Origin of the sequence: Brachybacterium sp. p3-SID1565, assembly GCF_025143785.1 — a bacterium.
GTDB classification, from domain to species: Bacteria; Actinomycetota; Actinomycetes; order Actinomycetales; family Dermabacteraceae; genus Brachybacterium; species Brachybacterium epidermidis.
In genome coordinates this window covers 1-20,827 of sequence record NZ_JAMBDS010000002.1, presented here as the reverse complement: position 1 = coordinate 20,827, position 20,827 = coordinate 1, and the positions used below count along the sequence as shown (strand labels likewise).

Here is a 20,827-nt window from a genome sequence, read left to right as displayed (position 1 = left end):
GAACTCCGATGTGTGGGGGCGCGGACCTGCCGCTCTGATTGTCGAAGCGTACTGCCTGCGCCCGGAATCACTGCCGTAGCCTTCCTGCATGAGCATCGTCCTGGCCGGCGGCGGCCCGACGTCCACACGGCCCACCACCATCGCCCCCTTCCTGGACGCCTGCGAGGGCATCACGGGGCACGTCGCCATGCTCAATGCGGGCACCGCCGAGATCGCTGCGCAGTTCGCGTGGGACTACCTGGAGCTGCTCGAGCCCCTCGAGGCGGACGTGCGGGTGGTTCCCCTGGACGGCGGCCCGGTGGCCGAGGAGATCCGCACCGCGGGTGCGATCGTGGTCGCCGGTGGCCCCACCCCGCAGTACATGGACTCCCTGCATCCGCATGCCGATCTGCTGCGTGAGCGGGTGAGCGGCGGTGTGCCCTACCTCGGGTTCTCCGCCGGGGCGGCCGTCGCCTCGGCCAACGCCCAGGTGGGCGGGTACCGGCTGGGCGGCTTCGAGGTGAGCCCGCAGGAGTGGTCCGAGGGCCTGGACGAGCTCACGTTTCGACCCGGTCTGGGCCTGGTGCCGTGGTCGGTGGATGCGCACGCCGCCCAGGCAGGCACCCTGGGCCGAATCGTCCGCGCCGTCGAGGCGGGACTGTGCGGGGATGCGGTCGCGATCGACGAGGACACCGCCCTGGTGAAGGCCACGGACGGGTCCGTGAGCGTCACCGGCTCCGGCCAGCTGTGGTGGGTGCGCGCCAGCCGGGGCGGCGTGCAGGTGTCGACGCAGAGGCCCTGAGCCGATGGCCGCTGTTCCGGTGTCGACATCCTGGCCAAGGATCCTGCCGGCGCGCCGGGACCCCGCACGCCCAGTCGTGCCGTCTCAGCGGGAACGACGCCCGAAATACCACCAGCGGCGACGCTGCCGTGGCACCTGATCACCGGCCTGCGCAACGGGCGGTTGCGCTCGATCTGCCTCGGCACGCAGTTCCCGCCACCGGGCCACCGCCTGCTCGGGATCCATCTCGGGGGCGAGCATACGGGCCATGGGGCTGCGCAGGCGGTCGTCCCGGACCCTCCGCGTGTAGTCCTCGGCGTACTCGCGCACCTCGAGTTCGGTGGACAGCACGGCCAAGGTCTCCTCGCGCCGCTCGTACTCGCGGCGCAGCAGCATCACCACCGGCAGCAGCGCGTCGCGGTCCACGTCCTCCCCGTCTATGCGCTGCTTGATCCACCAGTCCGGGTCGTGCCGCGAGGGCAGGCGCAGAGGCTTGCCGGCGAGCGCGAGGTCGTCGAAGTCCCCGCGGGCGATCGCGGCATCGACCGGGTCCTCGGGCCGGAACGGGTCCGGGTCCTCGCGCCGGAACGGGTCCGGGTCCTCGCGCCGGAATGGGTCACCGGACGTCACGGAAGCGCCACCACCAAGCGGGCTCAGGCCACCGTGCCGGTGCCGCCGTCGGGGTCGAGGTGCCCGGCGCCGCCGCTCTCGGCGAGCTGCGCGAGCCGGTCGATCGAGGCCATCAGCATCTCGGCGGTGGTGGAGCGGGCCCTCTTGAAGCGGCTCTCGTCGGTCAGCTGGGACCAGTCGTAGGTGTGCTCCACCACGGTCACGTCGTCCGCGAGCGGGGTGAGGCGCCAGCCCCAGCGGTGGCCGGCTGGCGGCTTCCCCTCGGAGGCGGGCATCCAGGCGATCTCCCGGCCCTCCTCGAAGGCCACCACGTGGTTCTCGCGCACCTTGCCCTTGGTGAGAGTCATCGCGAACACGTCGCCGACGGCGTGGACCCGCTGACCCTCGGCGGCGTCACGCAGGTTGTCGTTGCCGTCCCAGCGGGGCTGCTGAGACGGGTCGGCGATCAGCTCGAAGATGCGCACGGCAGGAGCGTTGATCTCACGGGAGGCGGTCACCGCCCGGGACTGGGCGTCATCGGATGGGGCGGGGGCGGTGTTCTCGCTCATGCGCCCATGGTGGCACCGGACCGTGTGGATCGCGACCATCGGCATGTACAGGAGCGCGGCCAGCAGCGCCCTCGGCGAGGTGCGGGCCCTGAGCCCCGACCGGGAGGCACCTGCTCAGGTGAGGCCGATCGCAGTCTCGTGCGGCACTCGCGGCAGCAGCCCGGCGGAGAGGTCGGGACGGCCCTGGAGGGCGATCTCGCGGAAGGCGATCCGGTACCCCAGCCGCTCGTTGATCCCGATCATCCACGGGTTCACATGCGAGTTGAAGGTGACCAGGGACCGCACCTCCGGCAGCTCACTGCTCAGCAGGCGGTGGGTGGCCACCTTGAGGGCGAGGCCCAGGCCATGGCCACGGTGCTCCGGCATGACCAGGGTGTTCTCCTGCCAGGCGATGGTGGTGCCGGGCGCAGTCTGGACGTGCACTTCGGAGTTGCCGACGATGGAGCCGTCCGGTGCCACGGCCACGGCGGTCAGGGCACGCCCGCCGCTCTCGCGTCGGCGCTGCTCCATGAGGCGGATCCGCTCGGGCGTGTACTCGGCCGGTTCTTCCTCGACGTCCTCGTCGGGCTCATCGAGCGCCATCTGCCGCAGCAGCTGCCCGTAGGCCCCCAGGTGCTCCTGGGGCACCTGGTCCTGCCACAGCTCGATGCGGTACCCACCCCGCTTCTGCCGGGACTCCTCCTCGAGCGCATCGAGCAGGGAGTCCTCGATCGGCAGCGGCAGCAGTCGGCACACGGAGACATTCCTCCGGCTCAGGCCCAGGCGAGCCGCGAGACGGTTCACGGGCAGCGCAGGATCGTCGACCTCGCCGTGGGCGGGGATCTCTCCCCATGCGGTGACGAGCGTGCGGTCCGAGCCGTGGATCGCCGGGGCCAGGGCCTGCTCCAGCATCGCCGTGGCGATCCCCTGCCCGCGGAAGGCGGGATGGGTGGTGATGCCGAGGTGCACCGTCTCGAGGTTCTCCGTCAGGGGGAACAGGAGCGAGGCGGTGCCCACCACGCTGCTGCCGCCGGCCATCTGCTCCACCAGGGCGATGTACCGCTGCTGCCGCCAGTACGGGGTGTCGCGGTACAGGGTGCGCATCTGGTCAAGGGTCTGCTCCTCGTGGCCGCCGTAGCTGGCGTCGTCGGAGGCTGTGCTGACGGCCCGGTACTGCTCCAGCTCCGCGTCGGAGGAGAGGTCCAGGGGGCGGATCGTGATGTGCATGGAGGAAGTCGACCACGGCGGGCCCGCCGTGTGCACGCCAATTTCTCCCCACCCGCCTGGCACAATCGCGACATGCACACTGCGAGCCCCGGGTATGCCCGCCTGCTGTCCCCTCTGGACCTGGGGCGGTTCGAGGTGCGCAACCGCATCGTGATGGGCTCGATGCACGTCGGGCTGGAGGACTCCCCGGCCGATGCCGAGAAGCTCGCGGCCTACCTGGCCGAACGCGCCCGTGGCGGCGCGGGGCTGATCGTCACCGGCGGCTACTCCCCCAATCGCACCGGCCGCCTCACCCCGCGCGGCGCCGAGGCCGACGAGCGCACCATGGAGCGCCACCGGGTGATCACCCGGGAGGTGCATGAGGCTGACGGCCGCATCATCCTGCAGCTGCTGCACGCGGGCCGGTACGCCTTCCATCCGCTGGCGGCCTCCGCGCAGGCCGGCCGCTCGCCCCTGTCACCCTTCCGCGCGCGCCGCCTCACCCGGCGAGGCGTGCAGCGCACCGTCGAGGACTTCGCCTCCGCCGCGGCCCGTGCCGTGGAGGCGGGCTACGACGGCGTGGAGCTGATGGGCTCCGAGGGGTACCTGCTGAACCAGTTCCTGGCCCCGGCCACCAACCGTCGTCGCGACCGGTGGGGCCGCGGTGCGGAGGCCCGTCGGACCTTCCCGCTGGCCGTGGCCCAGGCCGTGCGCGAGGCGATCGGGCCGGACGCCCTGCTCAGCTACCGCATCTCCCTGCTGGACCTGGTGCCGGAGGGGCAGGACTGGGTGGAGACCATGGTGCTGGCCCGCGGCCTGGTCGAGCGCGGCGTCGATGTGCTGTCCACCGGCATCGGCTGGCACGAGTCGAGGGTGCCCACCATCGTCACCTCCGTCCCGCGGGCCGCGTTCGCACCGCTCACCGAGCGGCTGCGGATGAACGTGGATGTGCCGGTGATCGCCTCCAACCGGATCCACGACCCCGCGGTGGCCGAGCAGGTGCTGGCCGCCGGTCAGGCGGATCTGATCTCCATGGCGCGCCCGCTGCTGGCCGATCCGCACCTGCCGCGGAAGCTGACCGAGGGCAGAGCCTCCCAGGTCGTGCCGTGCATCGCCTGCAACCAGGCCTGCCTGGACAGAGTGTTCGACGGCAAGCGGGCCAGCTGCCTGATGAACCCGCGCGCCGGCCGGGAGACGGAACTGGTTCTCACCCCGGTGCTGCAGCGCCGGCAGCGGAAGGTCGCGGTGGTGGGGGCCGGCCCGGCGGGTCTGGAGGCCGCTCTGGCGGCGGCGGAGCGCGGGCACGTGGTCACCCTGTTCGAGGCCACCGACGAGCTGGGCGGCCAGCTGCGGATGGCGGCCCGCATCCCCGGCAAGGAGGACTACGCCCAGGCCTTGCGCTCCTGGCCCACGCGCCTGGCGGCGGCGGGGGTGGGGATCCGGCTCGGGGTGCGCCCCTCGGCGCAGGACCTGCTGGGCTTCCACGACGTCGTGATCGCCACCGGGGTGCTGCCGCGCGAGGTGGACCTGCCCGGGTTCGCGACGACCCCCGATGGATCAGGCATCGCCGCCGCTGCCGACCGCGCCGGTGCGAACGCGGCTCCCACCGGCCCGCACGTGATCACCTACGCGGACCTGCTGGAGGGCCGCGCGGAGCCCGGCGAGCGCGTGGCCATCATCGGGGCGGGAGGCATCGGGGTGGACGTGGCCCAGTACCTCTCGGCCCCGCAACCCTCCCCCACCCTCGATGCGCAGGCATGGAAAAGGCATTGGGGCGTGGCCGATCCGGCCGACCACCGCGGCGGCATCCTGCCCCGGCTCTCCGCACCCTGTCCCAGGCCCGGTTCCGGTTCCGGTTCCGACGGGGCCGTGCCGCAGCCCGACCAGCCGGCCCTGGACGTGCCGGCCGACGGTCGACGGGCACGGGTGGTGCACCTGCTGCAGCGCAAGGACACCAAGATCGGGGCGGGCCTGGGCCGCACCACCGGCTGGGTGCACCGGGCGGAGCTGCGCCGCGCCGGGGTCGTCCAGCACACGGGCGTGGCCTACCAGCGCATCGATGAGCACGGGCTGCATGTCCGAGTGGGTGACCAGGCGCAACTGATCGAGGTGGACACCGTGGTGATCTGCGCGGGGCAGGTATCGGAGCGCTCCTTGGCCGATGAGCTGCTGCAGGCGCGCTCCGGCCGCTCCCCCCGCGTGCACGTGGTGGGTGGGGCCGATGTGGCCGCCGAGCTGGACGCCGAGCGCGCCATCCGGCAGGCCGTGGAGACCGTGGCGGGCATCTGATGCTCTCGCAGCCGGTCCCCGATCCCCGGTTCGCCACCGCCCCGGCGCGTCTGGGGGACGAGCTGCGCGGCACCCGGCTGCTGGGGCTGTGGAGCGGGCTGGTGGGCATCGCTCTGGTGCTCTCCCTGACCGTCCCGGTCATCGCCACCATCGTGATGGGCGTGTGGGGCGACGAACTGGCAGGGCCGCCCGACGGGGACATGTTCCACGGGGCCGAGGTGTTCTTCGGCTGGCTGCTGACCAGCCTGGCGGGTCTGGCCCTGATCTCCGTGCTCGCCATGGCCGCCCTCACCCTGGACATCCTGATGCTGGTGCGTCTGGACCGGCTGCGCACCCTGCGCGCGCAGCGCGTGGCACCGCTGGGCTGGTCGCTGCTGGCCGGCACCGGTGTCATCTCCACCCCGGTGCTGGGGGTGCTGCTGTTCGCACCGGTGCGGGTCTTCGGGCCCGGCACCGCCACCATGGCGTCCCTGGTGGTGCTGTTCGTGCTGATGGGGCTGCTGCCGATCGCGGGGCGGGTGGCCGAGATGGTCACCTCCCTCGGGGTGCGACTGCCCGGTCCCTAGACTGGCCGCATGCCTCGCGTGCTGCACACCGCCCAGGCGCTCGTGGACGTGATCCTCGAGGTGCCCGCCCTGCCGCCGCGCGGCGGGAACGTCAACGCCACCAGCGAGCAGCGCTACGCCGGGGGCGCGGTGACCATCCTGGTGGCCGCCGCCCGTACCGGTGCGCAGGCCGTCCACGGCGGCGCGCACGGCACCGGCCCCAACGGCGACCTGGTGCGCAGCGTGCTGGAGGAGGCGGGCGTGCAGGTCTCCGACGAGCCCCGTCCCGACGACGACACCGGCTACTGCGTGGTGCTGCTGGAGCCGACGGCTCAGCGCAGCTTCCTGACGGTCTACGGAGCCGAGCGCTCCGTCACCGCCGCATCCCTGGCCCGGTTGGATCCGCAGCCCGGGGACCTGCTGTGCATCTCTGGGTACACCCTGTTCGAGCCCACCCGGGGGCCGCTGCTGGAGTTCCTGGACACCGTGCCGCGCGGGGTCGAGGTGGTGCTGGATCCCGGGGAGCCCTTCGCGTCCTTCCCCACCGAGGTGCAGGACCGGGTGCTGGAGCGCACCACCGTGTGGACCTCCAACGCGGATGAGGCGCGCGCGTTCACGGGTCTGGATTCCCTGCAGGACACCCCGGAGGCGCTGCGGCGGCGCATCGGCCAGCGCGCGGTGGTCGTGGTGCGGGACGGCTCCCGCGGGTGCATCGTGTTCCACCACGGCCGAGGCACGCACATCCCGGCGTTCCCGCAGAAGGCGGTGGACACCAACGGTGCCGGGGACACCCACACCGGGGTGATGCTGGCCGAACGGGCCCTGGGCGCCGACTGGGAGTCAGCCGCCACGCGCGCCAACGCCGCCGCGGCGATCGCGGTGACCCGCCGCGGCCCCCAGAACGCCCCCACGCGCGCCGAGGTGGACGAGTTCCTGGCCTGAGCCGCAGGGCGCACGCCGCCTTGATAGCGTGGCTCACACCCGCTCACTCCTCAGAAAAGGACCCTCATGGACGGCTTCGTCCTCTTCCTCGTCATCGTCGTGGTCGCCGTCGTCGGCCTCGCGATCCTCGCGGCCCTGCTGTTCGGCGGCCTGCGCACCTCGCTCATGTTCACCGTGCACACGCAGGAGAACGTGATCGTGGAGCGCTTCGGCAAGTTCCGCCGCGTGGCCCGGCCCGGCCTGAACTTCAAGGCGCCGTTCATCGACAACATCACCCGCCCGATCTCCCTGCGCATCCAGCAGCTGGAGGTGAACATCGAGTCCAAGACCAAGGACAACGTGTTCGTCACCGTGCCGGTGGCCGTGCAGTACGTGATCAAGGAGGAGCAGGTCGTCGATGCGTACTACCGCCTCTCCAACCCCGAGGCGCAGATCCGCTCCTACGTGTTCGACACCGTGCGCTCGGCCCTGTCGGGCCTGGAGCTGGACGCCGCCTTCGAGTCCAAGGACGACATCGCCCGCTCCGTGGAGCAGACCCTCTCCGCCCGCATGCAGGAGTTCGGCTTCAACATCGTCAACACCCTCGTGCAGGACATCTCCCCCGACTCGCGCGTGCGGGACTCGATGAACTCCATCAACGCCGCCCAGCGCGACCGCGTGGCCGCACAGTCCCTGGCCGAGGCCGACAAGATCAAGCGCGTCACCCAGGCCGAGGCCGAGGCCGAGTCCAAGCGCCTGCAGGGTGAGGGTGTGGCCGCCCAGCGCAAGGCCATCGCCATGGGCATCGCCGAGCAGTACGAGATGCTGCGCAAGGTGGGCATCGAGCACTCCGCCGAGCAGCTGCTGCTGATGACGCAGTACTTCGACACCATGCAGGACGTGGCCCGCAACGGCCGTTCCAACGTGCTGTTCCTGCCCTCCAACCCGGGCACCGTGGGCACCATGGGCGATGAGATCCGCAACGCCATGCTGCAAGCCCAGGCCGCGCAGGAGGCCGACGCGGACGCCGACACCTCGGATGCCGATGGCCGCCGTCGGGCGGAGGAGCGCCGTCGCAGCCAGGAGCAGGACCGCGCCGCCCGCGCCCGCCGCGAGGCCCAGCAGCGGGAGGAGAGCGCCCGCCGTCAGGCACAGCAGGCCGCGCAACCGCTGGCTCCTGGCGACGTCCCGCCGTGGGCACAGCCCGGAAGCGCGAACTGATCGATCGGCACGGGCCGGTCCCTGCGGGGGCCGGCCCGTCCTGTCGCCCGCGCCTGCCCTGCCGCCCGCGCCCGTCCTGTCGCCCGCGCCTGCCCTGTCGCCCGCGCCTGCCCTGTCGCTCGCGCCCGTCGGCCGCTGACACCCGTCGCGCCCCCGCACGCCCTCCCCACCCCCTTCTCGCCCACCCGGAGCTGCCCCATGGACCAGAGCACGGCCCCCACCGCCCAGAAGGACGAGACCCCGTGGCGCCCGAACATCATCCTGGTGTGCGTGGACGAGATGCGGGCCGACGCCTTCGGGGCGGACGGCAACGAGCACATCGACACCCCGAACCTCGATGAGCTCGCCCGCCGCGGCTACCGGTTCACCCGGGCCTACTCCGCCACCCCCACCTGCGTGCCGGCGCGGGTGGCGATGTTCACCGGGAAGTCCCCGCACCTGCACGGCCGCTACGGGTACCGCGACGGCATCGACTTCCCCTCCCTGTACCCGGTGACGCTGCAATCCACGCTGCGGGAGGCCGGGTACCAGGCGTTCGGGGTGGGCAAGATGCACGTGTTCCCCGAACGGGCCCGCTGCGGTTTCGACGACGTGCTGCTGCACGACGGGTTCATGCACATCTCCCGCACCCTGGCCCGCGGCACCCGCGGGGCGATCGACGACTACGTGGACTTCCTGCGGAGGGAGACCGGGGACCCGCGGGCGGACTACCAGGAGACGGGCCTGGGCTGCAACGCGATCACCGCCCGCCCCTGGGAGCGGGAGGAGCGCCTGCACCCCACCCGCTGGGTGGCCGACGAGTCCATGCGCTTCATCGAGCGGCGCGACCCCAGCCGTCCCTTCTTCCTGTACATGTCCTTCCATCGTCCGCACGCGCCCTTCGACCCGCCCCGCTGGCTGTGGGACAAGTACGTGGACCGCGCCCGGTCCGGGGAGCTTCCCGAGCGGGCCTATGGCGACTGGGTGGGCCACTTCGACCAGCAGCGTGACGATTACGGGATCGGCGCGCAGTTCGGTGCGCAGAAGGACTCCACCCACCAGCAGGTCAAGGCCGGCTACTACGGCAGCATCGAGTTCATCGACCATCAGCTGAACCGGTTGAACGAGACCCTCTCGGACCATGGCCTGCTGCAGGACACCGTGATCCTGTTCGTCTCCGACCACGGCGACATGATGGGCGACCACGACATGTACCAGAAGGCCGTGGGCTACGAGGGCTCGGCGCGGATCCCCTTCGTGCTGCACTTGCCGCCGCGGCTGCGGGAGCAGTGGGGCCCGGGTGGGGAGTTCGACGCGATCGTGGAGTTGCGCGATGTGATGCCCACCCTGCTGGACCTGGCCGGGGTGGAGGTGCCCGAGGGTGTGGACGGCATCAGCGTGCGCGAGGCCATCAGCGAGCGCACCCCGCTGCGGGACCATCTGCCGGGCGAGCACACCATCGTCGCTTTGGGCAACCACTCCATGCAGTGGATCCGCTCGGAGCGCTTCAAGTACATCTGGTTCTCCGGCGACGGCCACGAGCAGCTGTTCGATCTCGAGGCCGATCCCCGCGAACTGCACGACCTGGCCACCGATCCCGATCATGCGGGCGAGCTGGAGCGCCACCGGGCCCTGCTCATCGAGCACCTGCGCGACCGTGAGGAGGGCTTCGTCGACGGTGAGAGCCTGGTGCCCGGTCGCCGGATCCAGTCCGAGGCCTCCTGGGTGCGCGAGCACGCCCTGGCCTGAGCACGTGCACCCCCGACGAGGCCGGCCCGCCTGCCCACGACCGGGTCCGGTGGCGGTGGTGGCGCGGCTCGAAGGGGCCGTGACGGGGATTCTCGCCCTCGTGCGGCCGTGAGTGCGACGGGGCGGATCCACGGGCGCGGGACCTCGTCGGTCACAGCCCGCCTCTAGGGTGGGATCATCCGGCGCCAGCCGGAAGGAAGGGGCCGGTAGGGATGCAGATGGAGTTCGGATGGACGGCCGACGGCGCTGCCTGGGCCGATGCTCCCGGGCACGCCGCGCACGGGCAGGTGCGGATGGGCCCCCGTGGGCTGGTGCAGCTGCTGCAGACCAGGCTCGGCCTCACCCGCCCCGCCGTGGACCAGGCCGTGCGCATTGCGCAGTACATGCAGCTCATCCACCGGCACCTGGATTCCGCTTCCGAACCCGAGGCGTTCTGGCCGTCCCGCTCCTTCGCAGTGGATCCGTGGAGCACCTCCCGCCAGCTGCTGCGCTGGCGGGATGCAGCGGTCGAGGCCGGTTGGAACCCTCCGGGCACGGACCGCCCACTGCCACCGCGGCTGGCCGCGTTGCGCGATGTGGAGGCCGCCGTGGTGGTCGGCATGCCCGGCACCACGGGCATCGCCGGGCGCCCGGCCACCCTCTCCCCGTCATCCGCTGATGACCTGGTCGAGCTGCTGTCCCTGCTGGAGGAGCTGGAGCTCACCGGCGGCACCTGGCCGCTGGGCATCACCCAGGTCACCGCGCAGGAGGACCCTTCCGCACTGCCCGGTCTGTGGCCCCGGCTGTTCGCCGCGCTGGCCCGCAGCGGGGTCGTGGTGCAGGCACCGTCGGCAGCGCAGCCCACGCCCGGCCCGCACCTCGAGGTGGTGGTCTGCCAGGACGAATGGACCGCCGCCGACGTCGCCGCTCGGTACCTGGCCGCCTCCCACGCGGCCGCACCCGCACCGGCTGCACCCGCTCCCGCCGCAGCTGCCGCGCACTCCCCCGAGGCCCCCGGGGGTGCATCCCTCACCCTCCTGGCAGGAGCCGACACCACCATCCTGGATCAGGCACTGCGGCGCCACGGGCTGCCCGCGGCGGGTGCGGTCGCCCCCTCGACGGCACGTGCCCACCACCAGGTGCTGGGGCTGTACCTCGACGTCGCCACCGCCCCGGTGGACGTCCACCAGCTCGCCGCCCTGCTGGACCTGCGGGTGCTCCCGGGGGCCGATGGCGATGCCGAGCCCATCGGTCTGGTGCCCGCCGCTGCCCGTCGGCTCCTGCTGCGGGCGCTCACGCAGGAGCCCGGCGTGGGCGGCCCGGCCTGGCGGCGCGCCCTGGGCGAGCTCGAGGAGCGCCTCGCCGCCGCCGATGCGGATCTCCGCCCCAGCGCGGAGAAGGCACTGACGGCCGCCCAGGAGATCCACCGTCTGGTCACGGACACGCTCCCCGCGGATCGTCTGCAGCCCGCGGCGGTCGCGGCCCGGCTGGACTGGCTGTCGCAGCGGCTGCAGGCCGTCTCCCGCGGGGACGGGGACCTGCTGGCCTCCCTCACCCAGGTGCGCACCCTGCAGGCCGTGCTGGGGATGCTCGATCCGGCCACTCTGCTCTCACGGCGCACCCTGCAGCAGATCATCGACGCCTGCGGCGGGTCCGGTCGTTCCCCGCTGGCCGGCGCGCAGGTGGCGCCCTGGAAGGTCACCACCCGCCCTGCGCAGGTCGCGGCCGCGGGCGGCACCGTGCTGTGGTGGGCCCCCGAGGGCGGTGAGACCCCGGCCGCCGTGCAATGGGACCAGGCCGAGCGTGAGGCCCTGCGCTCGGGAGGTGCCCACCTGATCGATCCCGAGCAGCTCGCCGGCCTGCACGTCGATGCGGCCCTGCGGGGCCTGCGCACCGCAGGGCAGGTGATCGCGGTGCTGCCCGGGCACCGGCTGGAGAAATCACCGCCGCCCAGCGGCCTGCTGGCCCACCTGGAGAGCGCACGCAGGCAGGACGGGCCACCAGGAGCGCACCGCCGCAGCCCCGAATCACTGATCACCGGTGGCACCTGGGCGCTCGGCGGCGTCGAACTGCCGGTGCGCGTTCCCGGGCTGGTCCGGGCGGAACCGCCGGAGCACCTGCACCGACAGTTCGCCACCGGTGTGCATCTGCTCCCGCAGCGCCTGTCGTTCACCGCGGCGCAGACCCTCGTGGGGTGCCCGCTGCACTGGCTGCTCCAGCACGCCCTCGGCGTCCGCACCGCGGACGTCGCCGCCCTGCCCACCGGGGACCGGATGATCGGCACCCTGGTGCATGCCGTGGTGGAGCAGCTGGTGCAGCAGCGGTGGGACGACGGCGTCGGTGGCGCGCCGCTCCGTCCGCCCACCGACGAGGAGATCACCTCCGTCTTCGATCGCCTCGTCCCCCAGTTCGCCTCCGAGCTGGACCTTCCCGGCCACGCGGCGCAGCGAGCCGATGTGCACGACCGCACCGTGCGGTCCCTGCGCACCCTGTTCGCGGGCACGGCGCGAGCAGGCCTGCGGATCACCGGCACCGAGGTGCGCTTCTCCCATCCCCTCACGCTGCCGCTGGCCGGCGGCGCGCGCACCATCGAGTTCGTGGGCAGCCGCGACCTGGACCTGCGCGATGCCTCCGAGCGCCCCACGGTGATCGACCTGAAGTGGTCCCGCAGCCGCACCCGCTACGGCGACCTGTACGAGACCGGGGACGCCGTGCAGCTGGCCTCCTACGCCTGGGCCCTCGACCAGGCCGAGTCGCTCGCCGAGCCCGCGCAGGTGGGGTACTTCCTGCTGCATGCCGGGGAGTTCGTCTCCGCGGACCGCGAGCTGGATCCGCGCCGGCGCACCCCCATGGACGTGCGCGACTCCTGGGAGCGCCTGATGCGCTCGGTCACCACCGCCCTGGACCAGATCGCCGAGGGCACGGCCGTGGCCGGCTGCCGATCGCTGCTCGATGGCGCGAACCTGCCGCTGGACGCCCCCTACAGCAAGCGCAGGAGGGCACTGGAGGGCGCCCGGGCCGCGGCACGCTCCGAGGGCCTGGTGGCCGTCGACAGCTACTGCGCCACCAGCGAGTACGCCCAGCTGTGCGGCATGACGGGAGACTTCCGATGACCTTCACCCTGATCAACGCCTCCGCCGGCTCCGGCAAGACCCACACCCTCACCCACGACATCGCCGAGCGGATCAAGGGCGGCCTGCAGCCCTCCCAGCTGATCGCCACCACCTTCACCACCAAGGCCGCCGCCGAGCTCTCCGACCGGGTGCGGCGCACCCTGCTGGAGGTGGGCGACGCCCAGGCCGCCACCGGGATCGACAGCGCCATGATCGGCACCGTCAACGCGGTGGCCGGGCAGCTGCTGCGCGAGTTCGCCATGGACGCCGGGATCTCCCCGGACGTGCAGGTGCTGGACGCCGACCGGCAGAAGGCCGCGTTCAACGCCGCCATCGACGACGCTGCTGCGGCCGCCGGTGCCCGTTCGGGCGACCTGCTGGCGCGCACCGGCCACGACGGCGAGGAGGACCCTGCCCTCCCCTACAGCGCCACCCCGTCCTGGCGCTCCCACGTGCGAGACCTCGCCGGCCGGGCCCGCACCAATCGCATCGGAGCGGACCAGCTGCGCGCCGCGGCCGCGGCCTCGTGGCAGGAGTACCGGGACGCAGCACTGCCGGCCGCCTCCGATCAGGATCGCAGGCAGGCCTGGCTGGCCGGGCTGGACGGTGCTCTGCAGGCCCTTCGTGCCGAGGCCGATGCCGCCGCCGAGAGCGCTGCAGCGACCATCCGCAAGCATCTCGACCCCCTCGAGCAGCTGCGCCGTGACCTGGCCGATCCCTCGCGCGCCCCCTGGGCGGGATGGGCGAAGCTCGCGAAGCCCGCGCAGGTGGCCGAGGCCCGGGCCGCCGCCAAAGAGGCAGGCAGGAAGCTCCCTGGTTTCGCGTACGCCAAGGCCGTGGATGCTGCGCTGCTGGGAATCTCCCAGCAGATCGCCGACGAGCTGCTGGCCAATCCTGTGCTGCAGGCCGATGCGCGGGAGCTGATCCACCTGGTGATGGACACGGCCGCCGGGTCCCTCGACGCGTACGCGCAGTACAAGGACGATCTGGGGCTGATCGACTTCGTCGATCAGGAGGTTCGCACCCTCGAGCTGATCCGCAGCAGTCCACGGGCTCAGCAGGCCGTCAGGGATCGCTTCCGCCTGCTGGCGGTCGACGAGTTCCAGGACACCTCCCCCGTCCAGCTCGAGCTGTTCCTCGAGCTGGGCAGGCTGATCGAGGACAAGATCTGGGTGGGGGACCCCAAGCAGGCCATCTACGGCTTCCGCGACGCCGACCCCTCCCTCATGCTCGACGTGCTGGCGCTGCTGGAGGCCGGCACGACCGAATGGGGCAAGGGCGAGATCACCGACCTCACCCATTCCTGGCGCTCCCAGGAACCGGTGCTGGACCTGGTCAACGCGATCTTCCCGCGCATCTTCCCCCACATGCCCATCGAACGTGTCACGCTGGCCGCCGCAGAGGAAGCCGTCACCCGGCGCCGTGCGCAGGGCCACCCGCCGGGGCGGCTGGAGGCGTGGATCCCCGAGTGCACGGGCCGCAAGCCCTTCGCGCAGCACGCCACCGCCGTGGCCGACGGCATCATGCAGCTGCTGGCCGAACCCGGTGTCGGGCCCTCGGACATCGCCGTGCTGGTGCGCAAGAACCACCAGGCGGAGCAGGTGATCGAGGCGCTCACCGCGCGCGGCATCCCTGCCTCCGGTGAGGGAGTGAGCATCCTCGCCACCCGCGAGGGCAGGATCCTGCGCGCAGCCCTGGCCGTGACCCTGGACCTCAGCGACACCCTGGCGCTCACCGAGCTGGTGGACCTGCTGCCCGGCCATCGGGCGCACCGCGACTGGTTCACCCAGCTCACCGCAGCCCCCGATGCCCGGGCGCGCCAGGAGGTGTTCCAGCAGTGGTGGAGGGATCCCAGCCTCGCCCGGCTGCATGCCCTGCGGGAGGGCTGCATCCTGCTCACCCCCGTCGAGATGATCGCCGCCCTGGTCGACGCCCTGGACCTCCCCGAGCTGATCCGCACCTGGTCGCTGCCCGACCAGCGACTGCGCACCCTCGATGCCGTGCGCGCCCTGGCCGCCGAGTACGCCGACCAGGCCCGCATGGACTCCCGTCCCATCACCCTGACCGGCCTGCGGGCCGCACTGGACGAGTCCGACCGCGGCCCGAACCTCACCGGCACCCCGGACACGGTGTGGGTGGGCACCGTGCACGGGGCGAAGGGGCTCGAGTGGTCCCGCGTGGTGGTGATGCTCGAGGCGAAGCCCACCGAGCGCACCCACACCTGGGGATCGTTCATCGCCCCGGCCCCGCAGCTGGACGTCACCGCTCCCCTGGCCGGGCGCCCCGCGCGGTACTGGCCGAAGTTCCTGGACTCCTACGCTCCGGTGCAGGACGGGCTCGGTGCCTCGAAGCACGCGCAGCGGCGCCTGAAGCAGGACCGAGAGGAGGCCGGGCGCCTGCAGTACGTGGCCTTCACCCGCTCGGCCGATGTCACGGTGCTCTCCGGGGAGGGCCATGCCCCCGCGCTCGATGCTCTGGTGCAGGTCGAGGAGCACGCGATGTCCGATGCCGCCGCGCAGGGGGCCGTTGCGTCGCAGGCACCACTGCTGTCGTGGTCACCCGGGATGCCATCACTGCAGATCGCGGGTGCGGACCCCCTGCCTGCCGTGGTGCGATCCACGCGGGGAACCCTCCCGGACGAGGTCGAGAAGTACAACTCCACTCGCAACCCGCTGGCGGCCACCGACCTGCCCTCCAGGGGTGGGCCCGAGGTCCCCACGGCCACCGGGACCCCCGGCCGCTCCACCCGCTTCCAGGCATCCGCGGTCGCCTCTGCCGATGACCTCGGCACGGTCTCGGAACCCCAGCAGATCGGGATTCCACTGGTGAGCAAGGGCTCCGCGGGCTGGGACCGCGTGGGCGAGGCGGTCCATGCCTACCTGTCCCTCCCGTTGGAGGCGCTCACCCCGGAGCAGCGCGAGCAGGCGGCGCAGCGACTGGTGGAGCGCTGGGCGGTAGCCCGGTCCGTCGGCGCCGATGCGCTGCTGCGGGCCGGTGAGGCGTGGTCGGCGTTCCTGCACACCCGGTATCCGGGGGCTCAGCAGCTCACCGAACAGCCCATCACCTGGTGGAATGAGGACGATCAGGTGATGGAGGGGTGGATCGACACCCTGCTTCGCCTGCCCGACGGTCGCATCGTGCTGGTGGATCACAAGACCTACCCCGGTGACGAACCCATGAAGCACGTACGGGAGAAGTACCTCGGGCAGTTGGACACCTACTCCCGGGCACTGGATGCCGCCGGTGCCGCACCCAGTGAGGTGCTGATCCACCTGCCACTGCGCGGTGAGGTCCTGGAGGTGGACCTGGTGGTCAACCGTGGCAGGTGACCGGAAGCCTGCATCAGGAGCAATGCCGTCCCCGGAGGCAGAACCGGCATTGCCACCGGTCCCCGCGGCAGCACCGGCATCGGCACCCACGGCACCTACCGTGGCGCAGGCCGTCACGGCGGCCCGGGTGCTGCTGGACGAGGCACTGCGCAGCAGTGGCCGCCGCATCCTGGGGATCACCGGCGCACCCGGTGCCGGTAAGTCCACGCTCACCGCACTGCTGGCTTCCCAGCTGCCGGCGGGATCCTGCGCGGTGGTGCCGATGGACGGATTCCACCTCGCCGACATGGCCCTGGACCGGATGGGCCGCCGTAACCGCAAGGGCGCCCCGGACACCTTCGACGCGGCCGGGTACGTCGCCCTGCTGCAGCGCCTGCGCACCGCCCAGCCGCACGACCCACCCGTGTGGGCACCGATGTTCGAGCGAGACCTGGAGCAGCCCCTCGCCGGGGCGATCGAGGTCGCAGGCGATGTGCCGCTGGTCCTCACCGAGGGCAACTACCTGCTGCTGGATGACGGTCCCTTCGCGCAGGTCAGGTCGCTACTGGATGCGTGCTGGTTCGTCGAGACCCCGGAGTCGCTGCGCCACCAGCGGCTGATCGCACGGCACGAGCTGTTCGGCAAGGACCCCGAGGCCGCGCGGGCCTGGGCCCTCGGCCCCGATGAGGCCAACGCCCACCTCGTCGAGGCCACCCGCCACCGGGCCGACCGGGTGATCACCCTGGGCTGAGCACCAGGCCAGCCACCCGGGGCGAGTGAACGCCAGTGACTGCCCTCCGAGTCGAGTGGACACCAGTGGCTGTTCTCCCGGCCGAATACAGCCACCAGCGTCCACTCACCGGCACTCTCGCCTGTGGGGCGGGGCAGAGGAGGCGCCCACAAGGGGCGCCGCCGGGGCTCAGGCGATGATCGCGCAGAGCTCCTGGAACTCCTCCCCGGTCAGCTCCAAGGTCATCGCCCTCGCCGAATCGGCGATGGACTCGGGGCGGCTCGCACCCGGGATCGGGATCACGTGGTCGCCGAGGCCCAGCTGCCAGGCCAGCACCACCTGCTGCGGGGACACGTCATGGGCCTTCGCGATGCGGGCGATCTGCGGGAACCTCTCCCCCACACCGCTGGCTCCGCCACCGGTGCCGCCCAGCGGCGACCAGGGCACGAAAGCGATGCCGTGCTCGCCGCAGTGCTTCAACTCGTCGCGGCTGGTCTGGAAGAAGGTGGGTGAGAACTGGTTCTGCACCGCGGCAAGACCGCCTTCACCCAGCACGTCGATCGCCACGTCGATCTCCTCCACGTTCGCGTTGGAGATGCCGATCTCCTTGATCAGGCCTTCTTGCTTCAGTGCGGCGAGGGTCTCGATGCCCTCGGCGTAGCGGATCGAACGATCGGGGCGATGCCAGTAGTACAGGTCCACCGCATCGGTGCCGAGGTTCTTCAGGGACTTCTCCAGGGCCGAACGGAGGTAGGCGGCCGAGCCGTCACGGCCCCAGGTCTCGCCCTCACCACGGGTGATGCCGCCCTTGGTGGCCACCACGATGCCGGAGCGGTCGCCGTCCCAGGTGTCGAGGGCGTCGGCCACGACCTTCTCGTTGTGGCCCATCGTGTCCCAGGAGGGGGCGTAGATGTCGGCGGTGTCGAGGAAGGTGATGCCGGCGTCCAGAGCGGCGTGCACGGTGGCGCGGGCCTGCTCCTGCGGGGCGGCGTCGCCACGGCCCTGCGACAGGGGCATCACGCCCATGCCGATGGGTGAGACGGACAGGGAGCCGATGCGGCGCGGGGTGATGGAGTCGGAGGTGCTCATGCGTCGAGCCTACGCAGACCGGGCCACGGGGACGAGGGTCTCGAGCCGAACGGTCGGACTCCACCCCGCGGACGCCTGCCACCGGATGCCTCCCAGCGGGTCCCCGCCCCGCGAAGGCAGGTAGAATCGACCCATGGCCTTCACCGTGCACCAGGAGATCCCCACTGACGCCGAGCTGGTCTCGCTGTACGAGGCGGTGGGATGGAGCGCCTACACCGACGATGCGGAGCGGCTGGCACGTGCAGTGCGCGGATCCCACCTGGTGCTGTGCGCTCGCAACGATGCGAGTGGTTCCCTGGTGGGCCTGGTCCGTACGGTCTCAGATGGGGAGACCATCGTGTACGTGCAGGACATCCTGGTCACGCCCGATGATCAGCGCAAGGGCATCGGCGGCGCGCTCCTGGACGCAGTGCTGGAGCACTACGCCGATGTGCGGCAGCTGGTGCTTCTCACGGACGATGAGCCAGGACAGCGGGCCTTCTACGAGTCGCGCGGGCTCACCGAGGCCCACGACATGGCCCCGCACCCCACCCGAGCCTTCGTGCGCTTCGCCTGACGGCCGTTCCCGCGGCGCCGTTTGGCAACACCGGGGCCGTTCCATCGGGCAGCAGGAGCAGATCCGCCTGCCCACGCACGAATCTGTGTCGTTGAGAGCGAGGCATTCCGACAAACTCTCGTGCGTCGCGGGGGTCTGCGGCGCCGCTGGGCCTGGACACGGCGATGCCCGGGACCCTGGGCCCCGGGCATCGCAGTGGGACAGATCAGCCGCAGTGGGACAGGTCAGCCGCCGAAGCGTGCCTTGTGGCCCAGCGGGTAGGCCTCGCCGGTGCCATCGGCCTCGGGGATCGCGACCGGCAGCTCACCCTTGGGCTTGATCTCGCCCGCGACCAGGCGTGCCACGGCCCGCACGTTGCAGGCCGAGTTGCCGTAGGCGGCGATCGAGCTGTTGACCGGGCCCACGTGCACCACGTCGTAGGGGTTGCGCAGCGAGGCGTTGATGACCGGCTTCCCGGTGGCCACCAGTGCCTTGACCAGGTCCACCTGCACCTTCGGGGTCACGAACCCGGCCGATGAGGTGAGCACCAGCACCGCCTCGGCGTCGGCCGCAGCCGCGACCGCCTTCGCCTGGGCGGCAGCGTTGATGGTGCCCAGCAACAGGCCGGTGGCCTCGATGCCCTGCTCCTTCAGCTCAGCCACGGTGTTGTCGAGCACCGCCTGCGAACCGACCCCGGTGACCAGCAGCTTCGTGCGGCGACGCAGCGGGAGGGTGCCGTCGTCGGCGATGAGGGTGACGGAATCGTCGGCGACCTTCTGGGCAGTCTTGACGGACTTGCGGGTGCCCACTGCCGCCACCGCCTCGTCCACGTCCGCGTAGGGCTCATCGAAGATGCCGCGCTTGACCTTCTGGGTGAGGATGCGGCGCACCGACTCGTCCAGGCGCTCCTCGGTGATCTCACCGTTGGCGACCGCGTCGCGCACGCCGCTGATGGCGACGGTCAGGTTCGGCGGCATCAGCATCTGGTCGGCGCCGGCCAGGATCGCCTCGACCGGCACCCGGTCGTCGGAGAAGATTGTGCGCACGCCCTCCATGGCCAGGGAGTCGGTGACGATGACGCCCTCGTAGCCCAGTTCCTCGCGCAGCAGACCGGTGAGGATCGGCTTGGAGAGGGTGGCGGGCAGGCCCGAGTCGTCCAGCACCGGCACCACGATGTGGGCGGTCATGATCGCGTCCACACCCTCCTCGATGGCAGCGATGAACGGGGGCAGGTCCAGCTCGTCAAGCTCCTCGCGGGTGTGGTCGATGACCGGCAGCCCGTAGTGGGAGTCCACCGCGGTGTCGCCGTGGCCGGGGAAGTGCTTGACGGTGGAGGAGCAGTCGGCCTTCTGCATGCCTGCGATCTGGGCGGTGGCCAGGCGCGAGACCATCTCCGGGTCCGCACCGAAGGAGCGCACGCCGATCACGGGGTTCTGCGCCTCGATGTTGACGTCGACCACGGGTGCGAAGCCCTGGTTGATGCCGCAGGCCCGCAGTTCGGTGCCGATGATGTCCCCGGCCTTGCGGGCGTGACTGTGGGAGCCGGTGGCGCCCAGGCCCATCGCGCCGGGCAGCGGGGTGGCGGGGGCGGGCAGGCGGAACACCACGCCGCGCTCCTCGTCGGTGCTGATCAGCAGTGGGATCCCGCCGGAGTCCAGAGCGGCCTTCTGGGCGTCATTGGACAGGGTGGTGACCTGCGGGATGTCCACCATGTTGCCGCTCCACGCGAAGTAGATCAGGCCGCCCACGTGGTGGGTGCGGACGATCTGCTCGATGGTGTCCACGCCCGTGGTGGTGGTGTTGGAGCGGTGGGACTCATCGGCGGTGGCTCCGTAGCCGACAGCCACGAACATCTGGCCGATCTTCTGCTCGACGGTCATCTCGGAGAGCAGCGCGTCGATGTCGACGGTGTTCTTGCCACCGCCCTTGCCCTTGTCCTTACCCTTGCCGTTCCCCTTGCCCTTGCCGCCCTTGCCGGCGGGGGCAGCGCTGGCGGCGCCCATCGTGGCGAAGGGCAGCAGCGAGGCAGCACCGCCGGCGGCGAGGGCGCCGCGACGGCTGAGGGTGCGGTGGGTGGCCGGAGTCGCTGCGCTGCGGTGGGCGCTGCGGTCTGACGGAGTGGGGGTGTGGTTCTGGTCGTTCATGGGGACCTCCTCGAGGTCTGGGAGAGAACGGGGCCCGGTGACCGGGCATGGTGTCGGCCGAGAACAGGCCGCTTAGGAGCGGATCGCGCCGGAACTGGTCGC

The 20,827-nt window shown here is 71.8% G+C and carries 15 protein-coding genes; 10 read left to right on the top strand and 5 right to left on the bottom strand.

Annotated elements, in window-relative coordinates; translation table 11 throughout:
* Positions 1-88: 88 nt before the first annotated feature.
* Positions 89-781: a Type 1 glutamine amidotransferase-like domain-containing protein gene (locus M4D54_RS00720; protein WP_259889526.1), complete on the top strand. Its 693-nt coding sequence runs from the start codon at positions 89-91 to the stop codon at positions 779-781.
* A gap of 84 nt (positions 782-865) precedes the next feature.
* Here M4D54_RS00720 and M4D54_RS00715 read toward each other — a convergent pair whose 3' ends face one another.
* The 3 genes from M4D54_RS00715 to M4D54_RS00705 all read right to left on the bottom strand — a co-directional run bounded on the left by M4D54_RS00715 (position 866) and on the right by M4D54_RS00705 (position 3,144).
* The gene (locus M4D54_RS00715) at positions 866-1,390 is read right to left on the bottom strand and encodes a DUF1992 domain-containing protein (RefSeq protein ID WP_259889522.1); all 525 of its coding nucleotides are present in this window, start codon (positions 1,388-1,390) and stop codon (positions 866-868) included.
* Between the two features lie 23 nt (positions 1,391-1,413).
* Positions 1,414-1,938: an SRPBCC family protein gene (locus tag M4D54_RS00710; protein ID WP_259889520.1), complete on the bottom strand. Its 525-nt coding sequence runs from the start codon at positions 1,936-1,938 to the stop codon at positions 1,414-1,416.
* Positions 1,939-2,052: 114 nt separating this feature from the next.
* Positions 2,053-3,144, bottom strand: a complete 1,092-nt coding sequence (locus M4D54_RS00705; RefSeq protein WP_259889518.1) for a GNAT family N-acetyltransferase — start codon at positions 3,142-3,144, stop codon at positions 2,053-2,055.
* Between the two features lie 72 nt (positions 3,145-3,216).
* Here M4D54_RS00705 and M4D54_RS13780 point away from each other — a divergent pair, with 72 nt between their 5' ends.
* The 8 genes from M4D54_RS13780 to M4D54_RS00655 all read left to right on the top strand — a co-directional run bounded on the left by M4D54_RS13780 (position 3,217) and on the right by M4D54_RS00655 (position 16,978).
* Positions 3,217-5,412 (top strand): NADPH-dependent 2,4-dienoyl-CoA reductase, encoded by a 2,196-nt coding sequence (locus M4D54_RS13780; protein WP_311199654.1) that lies wholly within the window; start codon positions 3,217-3,219, stop codon positions 5,410-5,412.
* On the top strand, positions 5,412-5,978 hold the full coding sequence (locus M4D54_RS00685; RefSeq protein ID WP_259889517.1) for a hypothetical protein: 567 nt from the start codon (positions 5,412-5,414) through the stop codon (positions 5,976-5,978). The genes M4D54_RS13780 and M4D54_RS00685 overlap by 1 nt, the downstream gene beginning before the upstream one ends.
* Before the next feature lie 9 nt (positions 5,979-5,987).
* Positions 5,988-6,899: a PfkB family carbohydrate kinase gene (locus tag M4D54_RS00680; RefSeq protein ID WP_259889515.1), complete on the top strand. Its 912-nt coding sequence runs from the start codon at positions 5,988-5,990 to the stop codon at positions 6,897-6,899.
* A 66-nt stretch (positions 6,900-6,965) separates the two neighbouring features.
* Positions 6,966-8,099, top strand: coding sequence for an SPFH domain-containing protein (locus M4D54_RS00675; protein ID WP_259889513.1), 1,134 nt, complete (start codon positions 6,966-6,968; stop codon positions 8,097-8,099).
* Positions 8,100-8,297: 198 nt separating this feature from the next.
* Positions 8,298-9,827 (top strand): arylsulfatase, encoded by a 1,530-nt coding sequence (locus M4D54_RS00670; RefSeq protein WP_259889511.1) that lies wholly within the window; start codon positions 8,298-8,300, stop codon positions 9,825-9,827.
* A 212-nt stretch (positions 9,828-10,039) separates the two neighbouring features.
* The gene (locus M4D54_RS00665; protein ID WP_259889509.1) at positions 10,040-12,919 is read left to right on the top strand and encodes a PD-(D/E)XK nuclease family protein; all 2,880 of its coding nucleotides are present in this window, start codon (positions 10,040-10,042) and stop codon (positions 12,917-12,919) included.
* Positions 12,916-16,248 carry an exodeoxyribonuclease V subunit beta gene (locus tag M4D54_RS00660; RefSeq protein ID WP_259889506.1) on the top strand — a complete coding sequence of 1,111 codons (3,333 nt, stop codon included), beginning with the start codon at positions 12,916-12,918 and terminating at the stop codon, positions 16,246-16,248. The genes M4D54_RS00665 and M4D54_RS00660 overlap by 4 nt, the downstream gene beginning before the upstream one ends.
* A 100-nt stretch (positions 16,249-16,348) precedes the next feature.
* Positions 16,349-16,978 carry a nucleoside/nucleotide kinase family protein gene (locus M4D54_RS00655; protein WP_259885965.1) on the top strand — a complete coding sequence of 210 codons (630 nt, stop codon included), beginning with the start codon at positions 16,349-16,351 and terminating at the stop codon, positions 16,976-16,978.
* Between the two features lie 168 nt (positions 16,979-17,146).
* On the opposite strand, the gene M4D54_RS00650 is transcribed toward M4D54_RS00655, so the two are convergent.
* Complete coding sequence (locus tag M4D54_RS00650; protein WP_259889501.1) at positions 17,147-18,046, bottom strand: aldo/keto reductase; 900 nt, start codon at positions 18,044-18,046, stop codon at positions 17,147-17,149.
* A 133-nt stretch (positions 18,047-18,179) separates the two neighbouring features.
* On the opposite strand from M4D54_RS00650, the gene M4D54_RS00645 reads away from it, so the two are divergent.
* A complete protein-coding gene (locus M4D54_RS00645; RefSeq protein ID WP_259841493.1) occupies positions 18,180-18,602 on the top strand; it encodes a GNAT family N-acetyltransferase in 423 nt (140 codons plus the stop codon).
* 224 nt (positions 18,603-18,826) lie between these two features.
* On the opposite strand, the gene M4D54_RS00640 is transcribed toward M4D54_RS00645, so the two are convergent.
* Entirely contained in the window at positions 18,827-20,725 is a 1,899-nt protein-coding gene (locus tag M4D54_RS00640; RefSeq protein WP_259841491.1) for a glycoside hydrolase family 3 protein, read from the bottom strand.
* Positions 20,726-20,827 lie beyond the last annotated feature (102 nt).

Bases quoted from the DNA above. Each gene is read 5' to 3' on its own strand.
- M4D54_RS00720 (WP_259889526.1), top strand. From the start codon at position 89: ATGAGCATCGTCCTGGCCGGCGGCGGCCCGACGTCCACACGGCCCACC.
- M4D54_RS00710 (WP_259889520.1), bottom strand. From the start codon at position 1,938: ATGAGCGAGAACACCGCCCCCGCCCCATCCGATGACGCCCAGTCCCGG.
- M4D54_RS00705 (WP_259889518.1), bottom strand. From the start codon at position 3,144: ATGCACATCACGATCCGCCCCCTGGACCTCTCCTCCGACGCGGAGCTG.
- M4D54_RS13780 (WP_311199654.1), top strand. From the start codon at position 3,217: ATGCACACTGCGAGCCCCGGGTATGCCCGCCTGCTGTCCCCTCTGGAC.
- M4D54_RS00685 (WP_259889517.1), top strand. From the start codon at position 5,412: ATGCTCTCGCAGCCGGTCCCCGATCCCCGGTTCGCCACCGCCCCGGCG.
- M4D54_RS00680 (WP_259889515.1), top strand. From the start codon at position 5,988: ATGCCTCGCGTGCTGCACACCGCCCAGGCGCTCGTGGACGTGATCCTC.
- M4D54_RS00675 (WP_259889513.1), top strand. From the start codon at position 6,966: ATGGACGGCTTCGTCCTCTTCCTCGTCATCGTCGTGGTCGCCGTCGTC.
- M4D54_RS00670 (WP_259889511.1), top strand. From the start codon at position 8,298: ATGGACCAGAGCACGGCCCCCACCGCCCAGAAGGACGAGACCCCGTGG.
- M4D54_RS00665 (WP_259889509.1), top strand. From the start codon at position 10,040: ATGCAGATGGAGTTCGGATGGACGGCCGACGGCGCTGCCTGGGCCGAT.
- M4D54_RS00660 (WP_259889506.1), top strand. From the start codon at position 12,916: ATGACCTTCACCCTGATCAACGCCTCCGCCGGCTCCGGCAAGACCCAC.
- M4D54_RS00650 (WP_259889501.1), bottom strand. From the start codon at position 18,046: ATGAGCACCTCCGACTCCATCACCCCGCGCCGCATCGGCTCCCTGTCC.
- M4D54_RS00645 (WP_259841493.1), top strand. From the start codon at position 18,180: ATGGCCTTCACCGTGCACCAGGAGATCCCCACTGACGCCGAGCTGGTC.
- M4D54_RS00640 (WP_259841491.1), bottom strand. From the start codon at position 20,725: ATGAACGACCAGAACCACACCCCCACTCCGTCAGACCGCAGCGCCCAC.